The sequence below is a fragment of the Gimesia aquarii genome (assembly GCF_007748175.1).
In the GTDB taxonomy this organism is placed as follows: Bacteria; Planctomycetota; Planctomycetia; order Planctomycetales; family Planctomycetaceae; genus Gimesia; species Gimesia aquarii_A.
The window spans coordinates 3,645,087-3,662,171 of the sequence record NZ_CP037422.1 but is presented as its reverse complement, the minus strand read 5'-3'; the positions used below and the strand labels follow the sequence as shown (position 1 = coordinate 3,662,171).

General features: G+C 43.4%; 12 protein-coding genes. 9 read left to right on the top strand and 3 right to left on the bottom strand.

Features of this window, described 5'->3' with window-relative positions; genetic code table 11:
- Positions 1-35: 35 nt before the first annotated feature.
- Entirely contained in the window at positions 36-1,304 is a 1,269-nt protein-coding gene (locus V202x_RS14095; RefSeq protein ID WP_145175930.1) for a CCA tRNA nucleotidyltransferase, read from the bottom strand.
- A 257-nt stretch (positions 1,305-1,561) separates the two neighbouring features.
- Between V202x_RS14095 and V202x_RS14090 the strand changes: the two genes are divergently transcribed.
- From V202x_RS14090 to hemA, 8 genes are all read left to right on the top strand, one after another.
- Positions 1,562-1,966 (top strand): hypothetical protein, encoded by a 405-nt coding sequence (locus V202x_RS14090; protein ID WP_232098513.1) that lies wholly within the window; start codon positions 1,562-1,564, stop codon positions 1,964-1,966.
- Between the two features lie 265 nt (positions 1,967-2,231).
- Positions 2,232-2,894 (top strand): TetR/AcrR family transcriptional regulator, encoded by a 663-nt coding sequence (locus V202x_RS14085; protein WP_145175927.1) that lies wholly within the window; start codon positions 2,232-2,234, stop codon positions 2,892-2,894.
- A gap of 199 nt (positions 2,895-3,093) precedes the next feature.
- Positions 3,094-4,536 (top strand): efflux RND transporter periplasmic adaptor subunit, encoded by a 1,443-nt coding sequence (locus V202x_RS14080; RefSeq protein WP_197992864.1) that lies wholly within the window; start codon positions 3,094-3,096, stop codon positions 4,534-4,536.
- Entirely contained in the window at positions 4,533-7,751 is a 3,219-nt protein-coding gene (locus V202x_RS14075) for an efflux RND transporter permease subunit (protein WP_145175920.1), read from the top strand. Before V202x_RS14080 ends, V202x_RS14075 begins: the two co-directional genes overlap by 4 nt.
- 133 nt (positions 7,752-7,884) lie before the next feature.
- Positions 7,885-8,265 (top strand): aspartate 1-decarboxylase, encoded by a 381-nt coding sequence (panD, locus tag V202x_RS14070; RefSeq protein ID WP_145180586.1) that lies wholly within the window; start codon positions 7,885-7,887, stop codon positions 8,263-8,265.
- A 325-nt stretch (positions 8,266-8,590) separates the two neighbouring features.
- On the top strand, positions 8,591-9,631 hold the full coding sequence (locus tag V202x_RS14065) for a sigma-54 interaction domain-containing protein (RefSeq protein ID WP_145175917.1): 1,041 nt from the start codon (positions 8,591-8,593) through the stop codon (positions 9,629-9,631).
- Between the two features lie 112 nt (positions 9,632-9,743).
- A complete protein-coding gene (gene ccsA, locus V202x_RS14060; protein WP_145175914.1) occupies positions 9,744-10,652 on the top strand; it encodes a cytochrome c biogenesis protein CcsA in 909 nt (302 codons plus the stop codon).
- Positions 10,649-11,929 (top strand): glutamyl-tRNA reductase, encoded by a 1,281-nt coding sequence (hemA, locus tag V202x_RS14055; RefSeq protein WP_145175911.1) that lies wholly within the window; start codon positions 10,649-10,651, stop codon positions 11,927-11,929. The genes ccsA and hemA overlap by 4 nt, the downstream gene beginning before the upstream one ends.
- A 9-nt stretch (positions 11,930-11,938) precedes the next feature.
- Here the strand turns inward: hemA and V202x_RS14050 are convergent, their stop codons facing one another.
- A complete protein-coding gene (locus tag V202x_RS14050) occupies positions 11,939-12,415 on the bottom strand; it encodes a hypothetical protein (protein WP_145175908.1) in 477 nt (158 codons plus the stop codon).
- A gap of 362 nt (positions 12,416-12,777) precedes the next feature.
- Between V202x_RS14050 and V202x_RS14045 the strand changes: the two genes are divergently transcribed.
- A complete protein-coding gene (locus V202x_RS14045) occupies positions 12,778-15,825 on the top strand; it encodes a PVC-type heme-binding CxxCH protein (protein WP_145175905.1) in 3,048 nt (1,015 codons plus the stop codon).
- Positions 15,826-15,838: 13 nt separating this feature from the next.
- Here V202x_RS14045 and queA read toward each other — a convergent pair whose 3' ends face one another.
- Positions 15,839-16,894 carry a tRNA preQ1(34) S-adenosylmethionine ribosyltransferase-isomerase QueA gene (queA, locus tag V202x_RS14040; RefSeq protein ID WP_145175902.1) on the bottom strand — a complete coding sequence of 352 codons (1,056 nt, stop codon included), beginning with the start codon at positions 16,892-16,894 and terminating at the stop codon, positions 15,839-15,841.
- Between the last annotated feature and the right edge of the window lie 191 nt (positions 16,895-17,085).

Below are 17,085 nucleotides of genomic sequence, written 5' to 3'. Positions count from 1 at the left end.
AGTGTGATGTTGATTTGAATTAGTAGAATGCTCGTTTAGTCCCGGTGCAATCGGGAAAGCAGGGCAAAGGCTTCCTCTTTTGTATGAATGATTTCATCTAGCTGCGCATCTTGAATTTTAGTGAGTAGTTCCTTGAATTCAGGACCTGATTTGATTCCAAACTCGATCAAGTCATTACCTGTGATGAGCGGAGGAGGATTCAAAACTTCGGTGGGTGTATGATCTCGATACTGACAACAAAATTCAAGGTCGTCCAGAGGTTGTTTTTGAGAAGTAAGATCCGCTTTGACCAGTTCAATCAGGTAGGGACAATTTTTATGAGCCAAAAGTCGTTTGAGTCGTGAGAGCTTGAATGATGGGGCGCTTTCCAGACTGTTTCGATGCTGAATCAACCAATAAATCAGAGAGGTTTCATGATTGGAAAAGCGAAGTCGTTTGCAAATATCATGAATGATATCGAGCTGATGGGTGCTATCTTCGTGAGGCAAATCCAACAATAAGGTAGCGAATGACAACTCAAAATTGATGAGTGTGAGACCTTTCAGACGAAGAAGCGTTTGGTCCCACAAGGGCTGTTTTTCTGAATCTTCCCATAAGGGAGCTAATTCAGGAATAATTGATTTTAACAATTCGGAACTCTGAACAAGTTCTATTGCATAACTGCGATTGGGGTGAAGCAGCATTTTTCTTAATTCACCGGAAATCCGTTCCGGGCTCACTACACAGATTTCATTCGCCATTGTTTGAATTGCTTCAAATGTGACCTGATCCAGACGAAACTGAAGTGTGGAAGCAAAACGAATCGCGCGTAGCAACCGAAGTTTATCTTCCTGCATCCGTTTCAGCGGATTTCCAATGGCACGAATGATTTGTTGATTAAGGTCAGATTGTCCTCCCACGTAATCATAGACTGATTCAGTTAGGGGATCATAAAACATGCCGTTGATGGTAAAGTCACGACGGTGGGCATCTTCTTCAGCTGTTGTAAACGTCACGTGTTCTGGACGCCGCCCATCAAGATAGGGGCCTTCACTACGAAACGTAGCTACTTCAACATCACAGTCTGAATGTGGACCGCGGACGATAATGACGCCAAAACTGGCGCCTACGGCTAAAGTTTGCCGTTTCCCAAACAAATTACGAACTTCATCTGGTAGAGCATTGGTTGCGACATCGTAATCCTGTGGTTTTTTCCCCAGTAGCAGGTCGCGAACACAGCCTCCCGCCCACAGGGCTTGGTAACCTGCATTCCGTAATTTGCGGACAATGTCCAACGCGACCTTGTATGGTTCAGTTTGTTTCATGGATCTTGGATTGATTAAATGCGCACGACTTTTTTGAGTATGTGTTTAATAATAGCAAGTTCTGGTGAGTTATCGACTTATGATCGTCTTTTTTTGTTATATATTGCCGGGTCTCTTATGGATACCGTTTAAATCAGAGGTTTGTAGGGACAGAAAAGTGGAGCAGGGGTTCATAAAACGGACTTCGCAAAAATGAGTCGATTCCGTATGATTGATCGTTCGGTTTAGTTCTTCAAGAACAATAGAGTCATTTTTCAATGAGACTCAGAATCATTCAATTTGTTGCAGGATTAGAAGTTTTGAGAGGTACTCACAGTATTCGCTTTGATGGAACCTGTTTTTGGGTTCTTCATCGCAGGAAGGAGTTTGGTCCATTCGATTATGAATGGAGCAAAGACTTCTCTGGTGTAGAGTTTATGTACTCCGGCCATAAATTTGGCGAATACTGTAGTGCGGATGAGATCTTCGCAGACCTAAAGCAGTTTTCGCTTCCGATGAGCGTGGTCGAAGTTGCCAGCTTAACGATCGGTACGGTCTTATATGGTGTATTGAATGGTCTCCGAGAACCGCTCTGGAAAGAACTCTTAAGGCAGCGCCTAGATGCGAGTGGTTTTCAACACTTTTCGATTCGGGAAGATGGCCCTGAGCGGCTGACTGGCTAAAAAGCGGGAATCGACATTTTTTCAATATTCGTCTTCCGCATTCGAATTCAGAGTGTCTCGCAAATTTTCTCTCTTTAAGCTTTTTAGAAATCGTCATATGTGTATATTTTGATTTGAGATAAGTTGCATTTTAAAAATTGCAATTGATTTTAAACGCTTGTTTAATACAATTGTTTGAAACAGTGTTTTAAATATCATTCTTTATCGATTTAGATTGTGTGGTCAAGTTGAGTCTCATGCGCTAAAAAGAGATGGAACTTTCTATATGTCATCATTTAATGTTCGTGACAAATTACTTGAAGTAGCAGGACCCGTTTTTTCAGAAAAGGGGTTTGAAAAAGCGACTGTGCGCGAAATCTGTCAGAAAGCAGACGTGAATCTTGCTAGCGTGAATTATTACTTTGGAGATAAAGAACAACTTTATCTGGAAGTGATCCGTCTCGCAAAAGAGATGGGGATTTCTCGTGCACCGCTTCCAGAGTGGTCCTCTGACACTTCTCCCGAACAAAAACTTCGAGACTGGGTCACTACATTGGTGATGAGGATGTTAGGAACGGATTCCTGGAGTAATCATTTGATAATGCGTGAGGTATTGGAGCCAACCAAGGCCTGCGAGCATCTTATTCAAGAACACTTTCGTCCTTTTGTAAATATTGCAGATTCCATATTGCAGGAGATGCTGGGCGAAGAAGTCCCTGAGTATCGTCGTATGCAGTGTGTTTTCAGTATCGCTGCTCAATGCCAGTTTTACCGTGTCTCTGAAAGTCTGGTGACATTGATGCTAGGCAATGAAGAAAAAACCGCTCATTACGATGTCGAATGTTTAATTGAACACGTTCTACAGTTTTCTCTTGCAGCAATCAAAAATTTGAAACAGGAAATGGCTCTTTCCGAAATGGAATCTTCTTCAACCGTTCATAAAATCTGAATCTTATCAAACGAAAATAGAGTAAATAAAAATAAAAAAATTTCTAAGAAAAGCTTTTTGAAATTTTAGCAGGTTGTTTTGAGATGATCGCCTTGGCATCATCCTTTTCGAAATAATACACATCTACTTGAATTCACAAATGGTAATTGACTCATTCCGTCAATTACCACTGTGATGCGTTTCAATATAGAAAATGGTCATGTCAGATTTGAAAACTCAAAAATCAAGAAGTTTATTCAACAAGCTTAAACACATTCTGTTACCAGTGGTCATTATCGCCCTTGGTGGTGGAAGTCTGGTTGTCCTCATGGCGATGAAAAAAGAGCCTGAGAAAAGTGAAAATACACTTGCCAGTTTGGCGCCATTGGTTTCGACTGAAACCATCGATTTTTCTGATAAAGGAATCACGATTACCGTTGATGGGGTTGTTGTACCTTCCAGAGAGGTCAAACTCGCAGCAGAAGTTTCTGGGAAAGTGATTTACACTCAGAATGGCTGTAAAGTTGGAAATATTGTTCGCAAGGCAACCGAACGACAAGATGCAAATACACAAAATTTACTAATTCAAATCGATCCTGAGAACTATGAACTGGAAGTAAAGCGTCTGACTCAGGAACTTGCTCAGGCACAGAATGCCATCGATGAATTAGAAGTCGAAATCGATAATGAAAAAGCGATGATTGACTTGGCGCATGAAGAGGTGCTCCTACAGAAAACTCATCTGAATCGCGTCGAAAAACTACGTACGAAAAATGTCGTTTCAGACTCTGAATATGATGAAGCCAAACGGACAGAACTTTCAGCTCGTAATTCGCTACAAAAATTAACCAACCAGACAGATCTACTCAAGTCACGCCGAAAACGAATGGAACACGCCCGTGATCTGGTGGGAGTTCAACTGGCCAGAGCGAAACTGGACCTGAGTCGTACGCACATTTATTCTCCCATTAATGGTGTTATTGTAGAAGACTCTGTCGAAAAAGATGGTTATGTTAAAGCGGGCGATCCATTAGTTACAATTGAAGATACTTCTGCTGTGGAAGTACGCTCGAACCTGCGAATGGAAGAGTTATACCAACTCTGGCAGCATGCCGCTCAATCGGCAAAAAAAGGTCAGTTATCCTCAGCGGAATCTCAGGGTAACCGACATGATTTAGGCTATCAACTTCCTCAGCTTCCCGTTAACGTCACTTATGAATTGGGAGGTCGAAAATTTATCTGGAAAGGCAAACTCTCTCGCTATGATGGGATTGGCCTGGATGAAAAAACGAGGACTGTTCCCTGTCGTATTGTCGTTTCAGATCCCAAACCATCTCAAATTTTGGTAAATGGCCAACCGGCAAGTAAGATTGTTGGTGCGCCTCCTTTAACACGTGGCATGTATGTCTCCATTGAAATTCCCCTTAAAGGAAATGTTTCTTTATTGAAAATTCCTGAAACAGCAATTCGCCCGGGCAATCTGGTCTGGGTTATTAGAGAAGGAAAACTGCATGCGGAAAAGATCCGCGTTGTGGATACGAGCGCTAACCAATTGCTGGTTGAACTGGGAGCTTCCGGGTTAAGGCCGGGGGACCAAGTTGTTACATCCCCACTGAGTGTTGCGAATGAAGGTATGCTGGTTCGTAAAGGAGAGGTTGAATGAGGTCAATCATCAAATGGGCGATCAATAACTCGCCTGCAATGAATACTTTGATGGTTACCGTTTTGGGGGTAGGGCTTGTCTCATTAATGTTCATGCGCCGTGAAGTCTTTCCGGAGTTTGAACTGGAAATTATTCTGGTATCCGTTCCTTATCCAGGAGCAAGTCCTGATGAAGTCGAAGAGGGTATCTGCCAGAAAATGGAAGAAGCTGTCCGCTCGATTGATGGTATCAAAAAGATGACCTCGATTGCCAACGAAGGTTCAGGATCATTGGTTCTAGAATTACGGGCTGATGTACCTGATGTCCAGAAAGTGTTAAACGAGGTTCGGTCTGAAATTGATCGTATTCCCAGTTTTCCTGAACTAGCTGAAGATCCGGAAATCCAGCAAGTTACGTTCAGGCAGGTAGCGATTGAAGTAGCCGTTATTGGCCCTGATAACGAAGGTGAGGACAGTGGCTGGGAGCTACGTGCTGTTACCGAGCAAATTCGAGACGAGTTATTACAATTAAAGTCAGTCTCGCAGGCAAACATTGCAGGCGCTCGTGATTATCAGATAGATATTGAAATTCCTGAAGCGACGCTCAGAAAATACGGACTTAATCTGAAAGATGTGGCGCGGACTGTTCGCAGAGAAAATCTGGAACTACCTGGCGGAAAGTTGATTACCGACTCACAGGTTCTGTTACTGCGCGGAAAGAATAAACACCTAATCGGAAGTGAAATCGAGAAAATACCACTAGTAACTGAAGAAGGGGGAGTTGTCTTAACGGTTGGCGATTTGGGACGTGTTCAAGATGAATTTGCTGATACAACCATGGTCAGTGAAATCAATGGAAAACCTGCTTTGTCAGTTGCTGTAGAACGAACTGCTCAGGAAGATCTGCTGGCAATAGTCGAAGAAGTTCGTGACTATGTAAAAACTGCCAATTTACCTCCAGGTTATTCATTGAAACTGTGGAAAGATCAATCGGTTGACGTACGTGATCGTATGCAATTATTAAGTCGTAACGGATTGCAGGGGCTGCTTCTGGTTTTTATTACACTGGCTATCTTTCTGGAATTTCGTCTCGCCTTCTGGGTTGCTCTCGGCATTCCAATTTCGATGTTTGGTGCCTGTATTGTGCTTTATTATACTGGGCAAACGTTAAATATGCTTTCCATGTTTGCGTTCTTAATGGCACTGGGGATCGTCGTTGATGACGCGATTGTTGTCGGGGAAAATATCTATGAGCATCGTCAGATGGGTAAATCAAAGCTGAAGGCCGCCATTGATGGGGCGACTGAAGTATTGCCTTCAGTTTGTGCGTCTGTGACAACAACAGTGATCGCATTTATGCCTTTATTGTTCGTTTCAGGAATCATGGGAAAATTTATAGCAGTAATGCCAATTGCCGTAATAGCGATGTTGGTGATTTCCCTTTTAGAAAGTATTTTTATTCTCCCTTGTCATTTAGCGCATGGAAAATTGAGTACAGAAAAGAAAGTTAGCTATGTTGGGCAAAAGTTAAACTCGTTCATTGATCGGTGTTACACACCTGTCTTAAGATCGGCATTGAATTACCCCTCTTCAGCTTTAGCGGTAGCAGGAGCGCTGATGTTAGTGTCTGCTGGACTGATTTTAGGGGGGTTCGCTCCGTTTAATATCTTTCCCAAAACTGATTATCGCATGATTGAAGCGACTGTTGAATTTCCTGATGGAACTCCTCAAGCAGTAACAGGAGACGCAACACTTCATATTCAAAAGACATTTGAAGAGTTCAATCGAGATTACCAAAAGCAGCATGGAAATTCTTTGATCAAGTTGGTCCGTAGAAATATTGGTTTTGGGACTAGAGACGAATCTGGCGGTGCTGTTGGTGGATCTGTGGAAGGCAGTCATGTTGGCAAGGTCAGTGTTGAGATTGTAGAAGCCCACGAACGGACTCTTGGTAGTGAAGAGATTCTTGATCTCTGGAGAGAAAAAGTGGGTGAAATTCCTGGTGTGGATCGTCTCACTTTTAAATCTCCCTCGATGGGACCTGGCGGCAAGCCGATAGAATTTAAGCTATTGGCAAATGGAGAACATCTGGATGAACTAGAAGCCGCCGTCGAAGAAGCAAAGCAGGAACTTGCGAAATATCCGGGGGTCAAAGATATTAACGATGACTCCAGTCCCGGAAAGTGGGAGTTTCAAATTAAAATCAAAGACAAAGCACGCGCTATGGGAGTTCCATTGGCGGATGTGGCAGAGACTGTGCGGGCAACCTATTACGGTGAAGAAGTAATGCGGCTGCAACGTGGTCGACACGAAGTGAAGTTAATGGTCCGTTATCCGGAAGAAGAACGACGATCGTTGATGGGGTTTGATGACATTCGAATTCGGACCGGAGACGGTGCGGAACGACCTTTAACAGAATTAGCTGAAGTAACCGTGAAACGAGGTTACTCGGAGATCAACCGGATCGATCAACAACGCTCTATCACTGTATCTTCAGATTTGAATGAGAAAAAAGGGAACGCCAGCGAAATCGTCAAGTCATTGAAAAAGCCGGGAGGCTTTATGGATCAGTTGATGGCGAAATATCCTGATGTGCGTGTACGCTGGGAAGGGCAGCAAGAGCAAACAGACGAATCAGTGGATAGTTTGATCATCGGTCTTCTTATTGCTCTGGCGTCAATGTTTGCGTTATTGACAATAGAATTTCGTTCTTATGTTCAACCTCTCATTGTTCTCGGGATCATTCCTTTTGGAGTGATCGGTGCCGTCTTTGGACATGCGCTACTAGGTATGGAATTGACACTGTTTTCCTTATTCGGCCTGGTTGCTTTGACAGGTGTGGTAGTCAACGATTCAATCGTACTGATCGATTTCATCAATCACCGCATTGCAGATGGACTTCCTTTAAAGGATGCATTAATTGATGCGGGGCGTCGTCGTTTTCGACCTGTGTTATTGACATCAATGACGACAATTGTTGGATTGGCGCCGATACTCAAAGAGACTTCATTTCAGGCACAGATCCTGATTCCGATGGCCGCCAGTCTCATTTTCGGATTGATATTAGCAACAGGTCTGGTTCTTTTCTTAATTCCCACCTATTATTACCTCTATGCACGGTTCATGGGAGCAAGTCCTGATGAGCCTTGGGACCGAAAAATTGATGACTCGGTTAAAAGACAAGAGTATAATACCAACGAAAGTCAAGTGATTGAGATTGCACCATTGCAGTCTTAAGGTTTTGCTGTGTGGTCAAATGAATACACTCTTGCTTATCAATAAGATCTCTGGTTAGTATACGCCGAGAATTATAATCGAAGAGTCTGTCTATACAGGCAAAAAGAAGTCCATCTTCTTTCAGGTTTGAATGATGAAACGCGTTTTACTTAAGTCAAAAATCCATCGCGCTACGGTTACTGAGGCCAATCTGGAATACAATGGAAGTGTTACCATTGATCAGGAACTGATGGATGCTGCTGACATCGTAGAGTATGAGCAGGTACAAATTTATAATATCACTTCCGGAACTCGTCTAACCACGTATGCGATTTCAGGCGAGTCTGGTTCAGGTGTGATTTGTATCAATGGTGCTGCTGCTCACTTAGTTCAGCCTCAAGATTTAGTCATTATCGCCAGCTACGCCGAGTACAAAGTCAAGGAGTCTGGTAAACACCAGCCGAAAGTGGTTCTGGTAGATGGACAAAATCATCCTGTTCCAGCAGAGATGCCCATTGCTTTTGGTTCCAAATGAGTGGATAGCATTAATTTTAAGCTGATTTGCTGATTTTGCTAGCAGCCTTATCTAAATATACCGAATGAAGTAAGCATTGGTTATTGTTTATCAAAAAATGTAAGTCTGCCTCTTCCTAAGTCCCTTGTTACAGAATATCATAGTAGAGCGTTCGCCACCTTTTTGTGCATGTAGGTGCAATGTTTTCATGCTAGATTAGCCGGGACTCAGTCCAAGTTTGCTCTTTTAAGCTAACCTCAACGAGTTTATCTGACACACTTTTGCTCGTTTATTGAGTGCTCTAAATTGTTTCCCTGCGGATACATAGGATTTTCTGATACAACGAATGGAAGACGATCGCCCCATATTAGAAGACATGGTCGGCAATAGCCCGGCTATGCGAAATGTATATCGTTTGACTCGTCGTGCTGCCAGTACATCATCCACAGTATTATTAACGGGTGAAACGGGGACAGGAAAAGAATTAATTGCCAGGGCAGTTCACGAGTTAAGTCCTCGTGCCACAGGACCTTTCATCCGAGTGAACTGTGGTGCGTTGAGCGAAAGTCTACTGGAAAGTGAACTCTTTGGGCATATTAAAGGTGCTTTCACTAGTGCTGTAGAAAATCGGACTGGTCGTTTCGAAGCGGCACATGGTGGAACGATTTTTCTCGATGAAATCAATTCTGTGAGCTTTACTTTGCAGGTGAAATTATTACGAGTGCTGCAGGAGCATGAATTTGAGAGAGTAGGGGATACACGATCAATTCAAGTAGACTGTCGAATTGTTGCGGCAACGAATCGTGATCTAATGGATGAAATTGAAGCAGGACGATTTCGCGAGGATTTATATTATCGTCTGAATGTCATCCCAATTGACTTGCCCCCATTACGAGATCGTGCTGATGATATTCCGGAATTGATACACTTTTTTGCAAAACAGTTTTCAGCTGTAGAAAAAGTTGCATTACCTCATTTTTCGGAGGAGGTTTTGTCGACTTTTAAGAATTATGCCTGGCCAGGAAATGTCAGAGAACTGCAAAATTATGTGGAACGTCTAATTGTGCTATCGGGAGAAGAGGGGCCATCCCTCGATTTATTACCAGGACATGTCACAGGGAAAGCGGTTCCTCGTTCACTACCTTCCAAAACACAAGACCCCGAATCTTTGTGTCGTGAACTAGTGAATTTGCAATTACAGGATGTAGGTGAATCCTCAACCAATGTGCATGCTCAGGTTGTTTCTCAAGTGGAAAAAGAGTTGATTTTGCAGGTTTTACGATCTTGTCAAGGTGTTCAGACGAAAACCGCCACCCGTTTAGGAATTAACCGGAATACACTTCATAAAAAAATATCTGAGTACGAATTAGAATCTGAGGCAAGATGACTTGCCCTAAACTTGCTGAACAGGCCTATAATAGATAGCCATTCTGATATCCATCAGTAATGAATAGGATGATTCTATTTTTGCTTCGGTCGTATTAATTAAAGTATCTACTATGTTGTCGAACGTGACGGTTTTCTGTTTTATGGCCAGTTATCTGGTCGCTTTCGGGTTGGAAGTGGCTAGATTCAAGCGTAAAAAAAACAGGTATTTTCGACCTTTGATCTTTTTGTCTTCCCTCGCGGGTTTGGTAGCACAGACTGCCTACATCTTTAATCGCTCTCGAGAGACACAGTTACCACCATTATTAAGTTCATCACACGATTGGTTAATTGTGTTTTCATGGCTATTAGTGGCGATCTTCCTGTTCGTTAATCTAGTCGATAAAGAACTCGCTATTGGTTTGTTTCTGTTTCCTCTGGTTCTAGCTTTAGTAATTGCATCCTACTTTGTGGATAACGCCAAAAATATGCTGGTCGAACCAGCCATTCAATCCTGGGCAATGTTGCATGCCTCCTTACTAGTCTTAGGGGGCGTGGGAATTGTACTTTGTTTTGTGATCAGCGCCATGTACCTGATTCAACACCGTCGATTAAAGCAGAAACAGAATTTTTCAGAAGGTTTCAACCTTCCCAGTCTTTCAAAATTGGCACGTTTGAATCGCTGGGCCTTGATGATCTCTGCTCCACTTTTAACTGTCGGTATGGGAATCGGGATTGGTTTGGGGGTCTATGTGCAAAAAGGACCGCATTCGATCTCCTTTTTCGATCCGGTAATTATCGTTTATGAAATCGTGTGGGTGATCATGATGATCAGTGTGATTTTCATCCTCAGAACAAAACGGCCTAATCAAAAACATATTGCGCAATTAACTATCTGGACCGGTGGATTGCTACTCTTGACTGTCATTGGTATTCAGATATTGACGAATGCTCGCATACTGGATTTCGATTCCTGGCACTCGCAATATTCATCTCCGTTATGGGAATCTCAGAGATCAACTGCAGGAAGGATCGTTTCGTGAACCTGCAAGTGGTCTATTGTAATCATCAAACAGCAAGATTGGATATTCGCGAGAAACTGGCTTTTTCTTCGAACGAACAGCTGGATAGCGCCTATTCTGAGCTGAAAAAATCTTATCCCGATACGGAAATGGTGGTGATTTCAACCTGTAATCGTGTTGAACTTTACACTGTCAGTCAGGAGTCTGAGACAGGACCCTCTCATCAGGACCTGGCAAAATTCTTTTCCGAATTTCACCAGGTTCCAGTCAGCGATTTTTTTGAAGATTTTCTTGAGAGAACAGGTCCGGATGCGGTAAGGCACCTGTTTCAGGTTGCTTCAAGTCTCGACAGTATGGTGTTAGGCGAGCCACAGATTGTCAATCAGGTTAAGGAAGCGTATCAACGCGCCACTCAAAATGCCTTATGCGGTCCGTTAACACATGCATTATTCCAGCAGGCAATTCGCGTTTCTGCCCGTGTACGGACTGAAACTCAACTTGCTGAAGGGCGAGTTTCGATTGCTAGTGTCGCTGTCGGAACGTTTGGAAAGGGAATTTTTGAATACTTCGATGACAAAACGGTTTTAATTATCGGTGCCGGCGAAATGGCAGAAGAGACGCTGACCTATTTAAAAGATGAAGGTGTAGAACGCATTATTGTTGTCAATCGCAGTTTTGAAAATGCGCAAAAGCTGGCGATGAAAGTTGGTGGCGAGGCAAGGCCTTGTGAGCAATTGGAAGACTATCTTGCCGAGGCTGATGTAATTGTCAGCACGACCGGCGCCACCGAGCCGATTGTTGATGTGGCCTGCTTCGAACGCGTTTTACAGAAAGCAGGGAATAAAACGTTTTTCATACTCGATCTGGGGGCGCCTCGCGATTTCGAGCCTGCTGTGGGCGAACTCAACGATGATATCTTTCTTTATGATATCGATGATTTAGAAGCGACGTGCGAAGAAAATCGCCGAGCACGACAACAAGAAGTGGAAAAAGCGCTGGAAATCATTGACGAAGAAACAGAACGGTTCATGCACGGGGTCTATCATCGGGCCACAGGTCCGATTATTAAACAGCTCAGAGAACAATGGCACGACGTGCGCGAGCAGGAAGTTGAAAAGCTATTCGGAAAACTATCGCATCTGGATGAAAAAGATCAAGAATTAATTGAACGTTCCATCGAACAAATCGTGAATAAACTTTTACATCCCCCTCTGGAAGTGCTAAGACATGAAGCGAGGGAAGGGACCCCGCATGGTTTACTTGACGCGCTGAAACAGTTATTCCACATTCGAGACTAAGAATTCGTACTAGGATTCGATTGGTCTTTGAGGTTTCACAGGAAGATTGATTAAAACTGCAGCAATCAGGCTCAGCAATATGTTGATGCTGTTAACATATTTTGAGGCTTGGTGGTACACGCGAAAGTTAGCTGGGCGTGGATTTCCGGGGGGAGTGATCATCGTTTCTAAGGGAGAGTAGATCCAGATATAATCAACCAGACTCATTCCTAGAATAATCACCACCAGGCAGAAAATGAGATTTGCCCTACCGGGAGAGATCAACTCTTTATTTCGTATTCCCAAACAACCCAGAAATGTTCCCCCTAATAAGATCCATGCCATCGTATAATAAACGGGGAAGTGCAGAGAGATGAGTTGATCTCTCGTCAGAGAGTCAAACGGTTGATAGGTGACGTCTTGAACTCCTGTAATGACAAAGATGACTGCTGCTCCAACCCAGGCTGAGAGGCAGAATCGTATTAAAACCAGGCTGGTAGACTGCATATTATACTTTAATAGATAAAAAATAATTCTAATGGGGGTTCAGTTATGATTCTCAAACACATTTTGTGATAGATCAGGGTAAACGATTTTGTAGAGAACATAAAACCCATATAAGCTGCTGAGCCCGGGAATTCCCCAAATAGATGATGTATACATGGATTTTTTTAAACAGTTTGCCAATGGTGATCGCTCTGGCCTACTCTAAACGTTAATATTGTTTATAAATTCGATAGATTCCAATAAAACATGCTTTGGGGGAGATAGAGAATCCTTAACATGTCAGGTACGATGGATCTATTACTGTTTATATGATTTCGTAGTTTAAATAAGTATTTAGTTTGTAATTGATACGGTGATTCAAGATGAAACGAGCCAAAATTTTTACGTTAGCACAACGTTTATTAAGACGGGATCAGATAATTTCGAGAGTAAAATCTTACGGGATGCAAGTGGGCTGTTTGATTTTGGCGATTAGTGTAGGAAGCCAGTTCATGTCTGCCGCAGATCAGGTGAGTCAGGTACCGAAATCACCATTATCTCCCGAGGAGTCGCTCAAACAGACTGTGGTTCACCCTGATTTCGAAATGCAGGTGGTAGCGGCTGAACCCCAGGTGATCAACCCCGTGGCGGTTGCATTTGATGAGTCAGGATCATTGTGGGTTGTTGAAATGACAGACTACCCCCATGGGCCTCAACCAGGGGAAGATCCTAAAAGCCGGATTAAGTTATTGCGCGACAAGAATGATGATGGTTATTACGAGACTGCAAAGGTCTTTGCGGACAAGTTGTTATTTGCCACAGGAATTCAACCCTGGAAGGGGGGATTGATTGTAACCCTGGCAGGTAAAGTACAATTCATGAAAGATACCACTGGTGATGATAAAGCCGATATTGTTGAAACCTGGTTTACTGGATTCAAAGAAGAAAACTCTCAACTTCGTGCAAACCATCCCACGTTGGGTTTAGATAATCACATTTATATAGCGAATGGCCTTCGAGGTGGTTCCGTAATTGCCACACATCCACAGTGGAAAAAAGAAGCGAAACAAGTCCCTATTAACGGGCTTGATTTCCGCTTTCAACCTCTGAGCGGGCATTATGAATCGATTTCTGGAATTGGCCAATTTGGTTTAACATTTGATGATTACGGTAATCGATTCGTTTGTTCTAATCGAAATCCGAATAAGCATATCGTCCTTGAAAATCGTTATCTTAAACGAAATCCATATCTGGCAGTGAAGTCGGTTTTTCATGATGTTTCACCGAGTGCAGAAACGTCTAGAGTTTACGCCATCAGTCGTACCTGGACGACCTCGACACTCCACGCCGGGCAATTCACCGCCGCCTGTGGTGTGACCATTTATCGTGGAGGTTTGTTTCCAAAAGGATTTTATGGCAATAGTTTCACTTGTGAACCGACAGCAAATTTGGTTCACCGCGATGTAATGACACCCCAGGGCGCAACTTATGATTCAAAATATGGTCGTGATCAGGTTGAGTTCCTTGCCAGCCGCGATGAGTGGTTTCGTCCTGTGAACATGGCAAATGGCCCCGATGGGGCTTTGTATCTCTGTGATATGTATCGTGCGGTAATCGAGCATCCTCAGTTCATGCCTGTGGAATTGAAAAAGCGTTCCGATTTGAATGATGGAATTGATCGTGGCCGGATTTATCGCATCGTTCCTAAAGGAGCTAAGATTAATAAAGGTGCATATACCGCCTTGAAAGATGCGACTCTTGAACAGTTGGCGGCGGCACTATCTTCAAGAGATGCATGGCAACGGGAGACCGCATCGCGGTTAATCTTTGAACGTCAAGATCCTGCAATCCAGCCTTTATTGGAAAAACTTATATCTGAAGGAAAGTCTGAGCATGCACGTATTCATGCATTATGGGCTTTGGAAGGTTTGGGAAGACTAAACGCATCTGTTTTGAAGACGGCATTAAAAGATTCATCTCAACGTGTTAAAGAACAAGCCATTCGTTTGAGTGAACCGCGATTGTCTCAAGATCCGAAGTTGAAAGAAAAGGTGCTCTCACTTGTTGATTCCGCCGATGCCCGGTTGCGTTTTCAGTTGGCAATCAGTCTGGGAGAAGCCAAGGAAAACCGGGCGATAGTTGATCAGTTAGCAAAATTAATGCTCAAGGGAGCCAATGATTCCTGGACACGCGCTGCCGTACTCTCTTCTGCCTCTGATTCTGCGGTGACGGTGCTTGAATCTTTCCTTAGTCAGTTGAATGCCGCCTCGAAAAACTCAGGTATCAATGATGCGGTTCGAGAAATGACGGCTGCCATCGGACCCCGTTTGAAAGCGGAAGAAATTCAAGAGACGCTTTCATTGATTGCGGGCTTGGATTCCGGTCAGCAATTAGAACTTCAAATTGCGGGCATTGAAGGATTAGGGACTAGCCTCAGACGTCGTGGAAAATCAATCGCACAGTATCAAAAACAGTTATCCGCTGATGATCAGAAGAAGTTGAGGGATTTCTTTCAGAAGATAGTCGATATTGCAGCTGATTCCAAAACTCCATTGACTCAAAAACTGAATGCGATTGCTGTATTACAATTCGTGGGGTTTGACATGAATGGCAAAACACTGCTTTCCCTGATTCAAGATCATCCATCACAGGCTGTTAAGATCGCAGCGATTGGGGCAATCAGTCCGTACGCCGACGATCAGATAGGCGCCGTTTTGATGGATGGATATGCAAAACAGACACCCGGCATGAGACGAGCCATTCTGGATGCGATGCTGGCAAATCAAGGTCGAACTAATTTACTGCTGGATGCGATCGAGAAGGGAGAGATCAAGATTTCAGAGTTGGGCCCTTCACGTTCAACACGATTGAAGCGACATCGTGATCCAAAAATCAAGAAGCGAGCGGCTGCACTATTTGCTGCCGCTATTCCAGCAGACCGCCAAAAAGTACTTGCCGCTTATCAGGCCTCTCTGAAATTGAAGGCGAATCCATTGCATGGAAAGCAGGTGTTTGTCAAGAACTGTGTGACCTGCCACAAAATTGGAGAGATCGGTGTGAATGTCGCACCTGATATTGGTGATTCACGCTCGAAAACACCAGAGTATCTTCTCACAAATATTCTGGATCCCAATCGTGCCATCGATGCCAATTTCTTTAGTTATACGATCATTACCATTGATGGAGTCGTTCATACTGGAATTATTTCTTCTGATAGTGGTGCTTCGATTACGTTAAAGCAGCCTGAAGGGAAAATGGTTACTGTACTCAAGGAAGAAATTGAAGAAATGAAATCTAGTGGACTTTCTTTAATGCCTGTCGGATTGGAGAAGACTATCAATCCACAGCAGATGGCAGATTTGATTTCATTTATTAAGAACTGGCGTTATTTGGATGGCCAGGTTCCCAAAGAAATAGCCAAACCTCAATAATTTCCAAGACGGGCTATAAAATCAACATGGCATCGCCATAGCTAAAGAAACGATATTGTTCTTCGACTGCTTTTTCGTAGGCTTCGCGTATTAATTCAGTACCAGCAAAGGCGCTTACCAGAACTAATAAAGTTGATTTTGGCAAATGAAAATTGGTCAGCAGACAATCGACGGCTTGAAACTGATATGGTGGATAGATGAAGATGTCTGTCTCTCCTCGCCAGGCATTGAGCGAGCCCTGTTGTGCTACTGTTTCGAGGGTACGGACACTTGTTGTCCCCACGGAAACGATTCGACCTCCCTTTTGTCGGGTTTCGTTTAACAATACGGCAGACTCTTCCGATAACTCGCACCATTCAGAATGCATCTTGTGTTGATCCAATGTTTGCACCAAGATTGGTTTAAATGTTCCAATACCAACGTGCAACGTGACTTTCGCAATCTGAATTCCTTTTTGCATACACTCATTCAATAGGTCAGGAGTGAAGTGCAGACCTGCTGTTGGCGCTGCCACTGCGCCGGGTTGGTTGGCATAAACGGTTTGATAGCGCTCCCAGTCGATATCCGTTGCCAGCTCACGTCGCATATAGGGAGGCAAAGGCATCGTCCCAAAGTGTTCCAATATGGTATGATGGTCTTCATCTGATTGAACTGCGGCAGTCCAGTAACCCTCTGCATCCTTGCTTTGCATTTGAAGTGAGATTTGCTTTTGTTCCTGCCTTGGATGGGCAGGTACCAAATCAATAGTCTCTCCCGAAATCAGCTTGCCTCTTGTTTTACTCATCAATTTCCACTGGCCTGATTCATCAGATCCCAGATAGAGGCCTTCCCATTTACCACCCGTTGATTTTCTGACACCAAATATCCGGGCTGAGAGCACACGCGTATCATTCAAGACCAGACAGTCATCAGAATTTAAATATAGGGGTAGTTTAGAAATCGAGCTATGGATAATGGTATTTGCTTGGCGGTCTACTACTAACATCCGAGATTGATCTCGCTGCTGTGTCGGTTGGGTGGCGATTAATTCCGGAGGAAGCTCGTAGTCAAATGTGTTTAATTCGGTCATGAAGCAAGTTTCTGAAGGGATTAATTTAAAGAGGGATTAATTTTGTTTGCTAAAATTTATTGGAAACCGTTGAAAATGGCGGATTTTAACGAAGATTTTTATTTTCTCTTAGCATATTGAGCACAATTTCGAAATCTAAGCTTGTCGGCAATTTCAGCCTTCGAACAATGGAATTCAGGTTATGACTGACT

Bases quoted from the DNA above. Each gene is read 5' to 3' on its own strand.
- V202x_RS14095 (WP_145175930.1), bottom strand. From the start codon at position 1,304: ATGAAACAAACTGAACCATACAAGGTCGCGTTGGACATTGTCCGCAAA.
- V202x_RS14090 (WP_232098513.1), top strand. From the start codon at position 1,562: ATGAGACTCAGAATCATTCAATTTGTTGCAGGATTAGAAGTTTTGAGA.
- V202x_RS14085 (WP_145175927.1), top strand. From the start codon at position 2,232: ATGTCATCATTTAATGTTCGTGACAAATTACTTGAAGTAGCAGGACCC.
- V202x_RS14080 (WP_197992864.1), top strand. From the start codon at position 3,094: ATGTCAGATTTGAAAACTCAAAAATCAAGAAGTTTATTCAACAAGCTT.
- V202x_RS14075 (WP_145175920.1), top strand. From the start codon at position 4,533: ATGAGGTCAATCATCAAATGGGCGATCAATAACTCGCCTGCAATGAAT.
- panD (WP_145180586.1), top strand. From the start codon at position 7,885: ATGAAACGCGTTTTACTTAAGTCAAAAATCCATCGCGCTACGGTTACT.
- V202x_RS14065 (WP_145175917.1), top strand. From the start codon at position 8,591: ATGGAAGACGATCGCCCCATATTAGAAGACATGGTCGGCAATAGCCCG.
- ccsA (WP_145175914.1), top strand. From the start codon at position 9,744: ATGTTGTCGAACGTGACGGTTTTCTGTTTTATGGCCAGTTATCTGGTC.
- V202x_RS14050 (WP_145175908.1), bottom strand. From the start codon at position 12,415: ATGCAGTCTACCAGCCTGGTTTTAATACGATTCTGCCTCTCAGCCTGG.
- V202x_RS14045 (WP_145175905.1), top strand. From the start codon at position 12,778: ATGAAACGAGCCAAAATTTTTACGTTAGCACAACGTTTATTAAGACGG.
- queA (WP_145175902.1), bottom strand. From the start codon at position 16,894: ATGACCGAATTAAACACATTTGACTACGAGCTTCCTCCGGAATTAATC.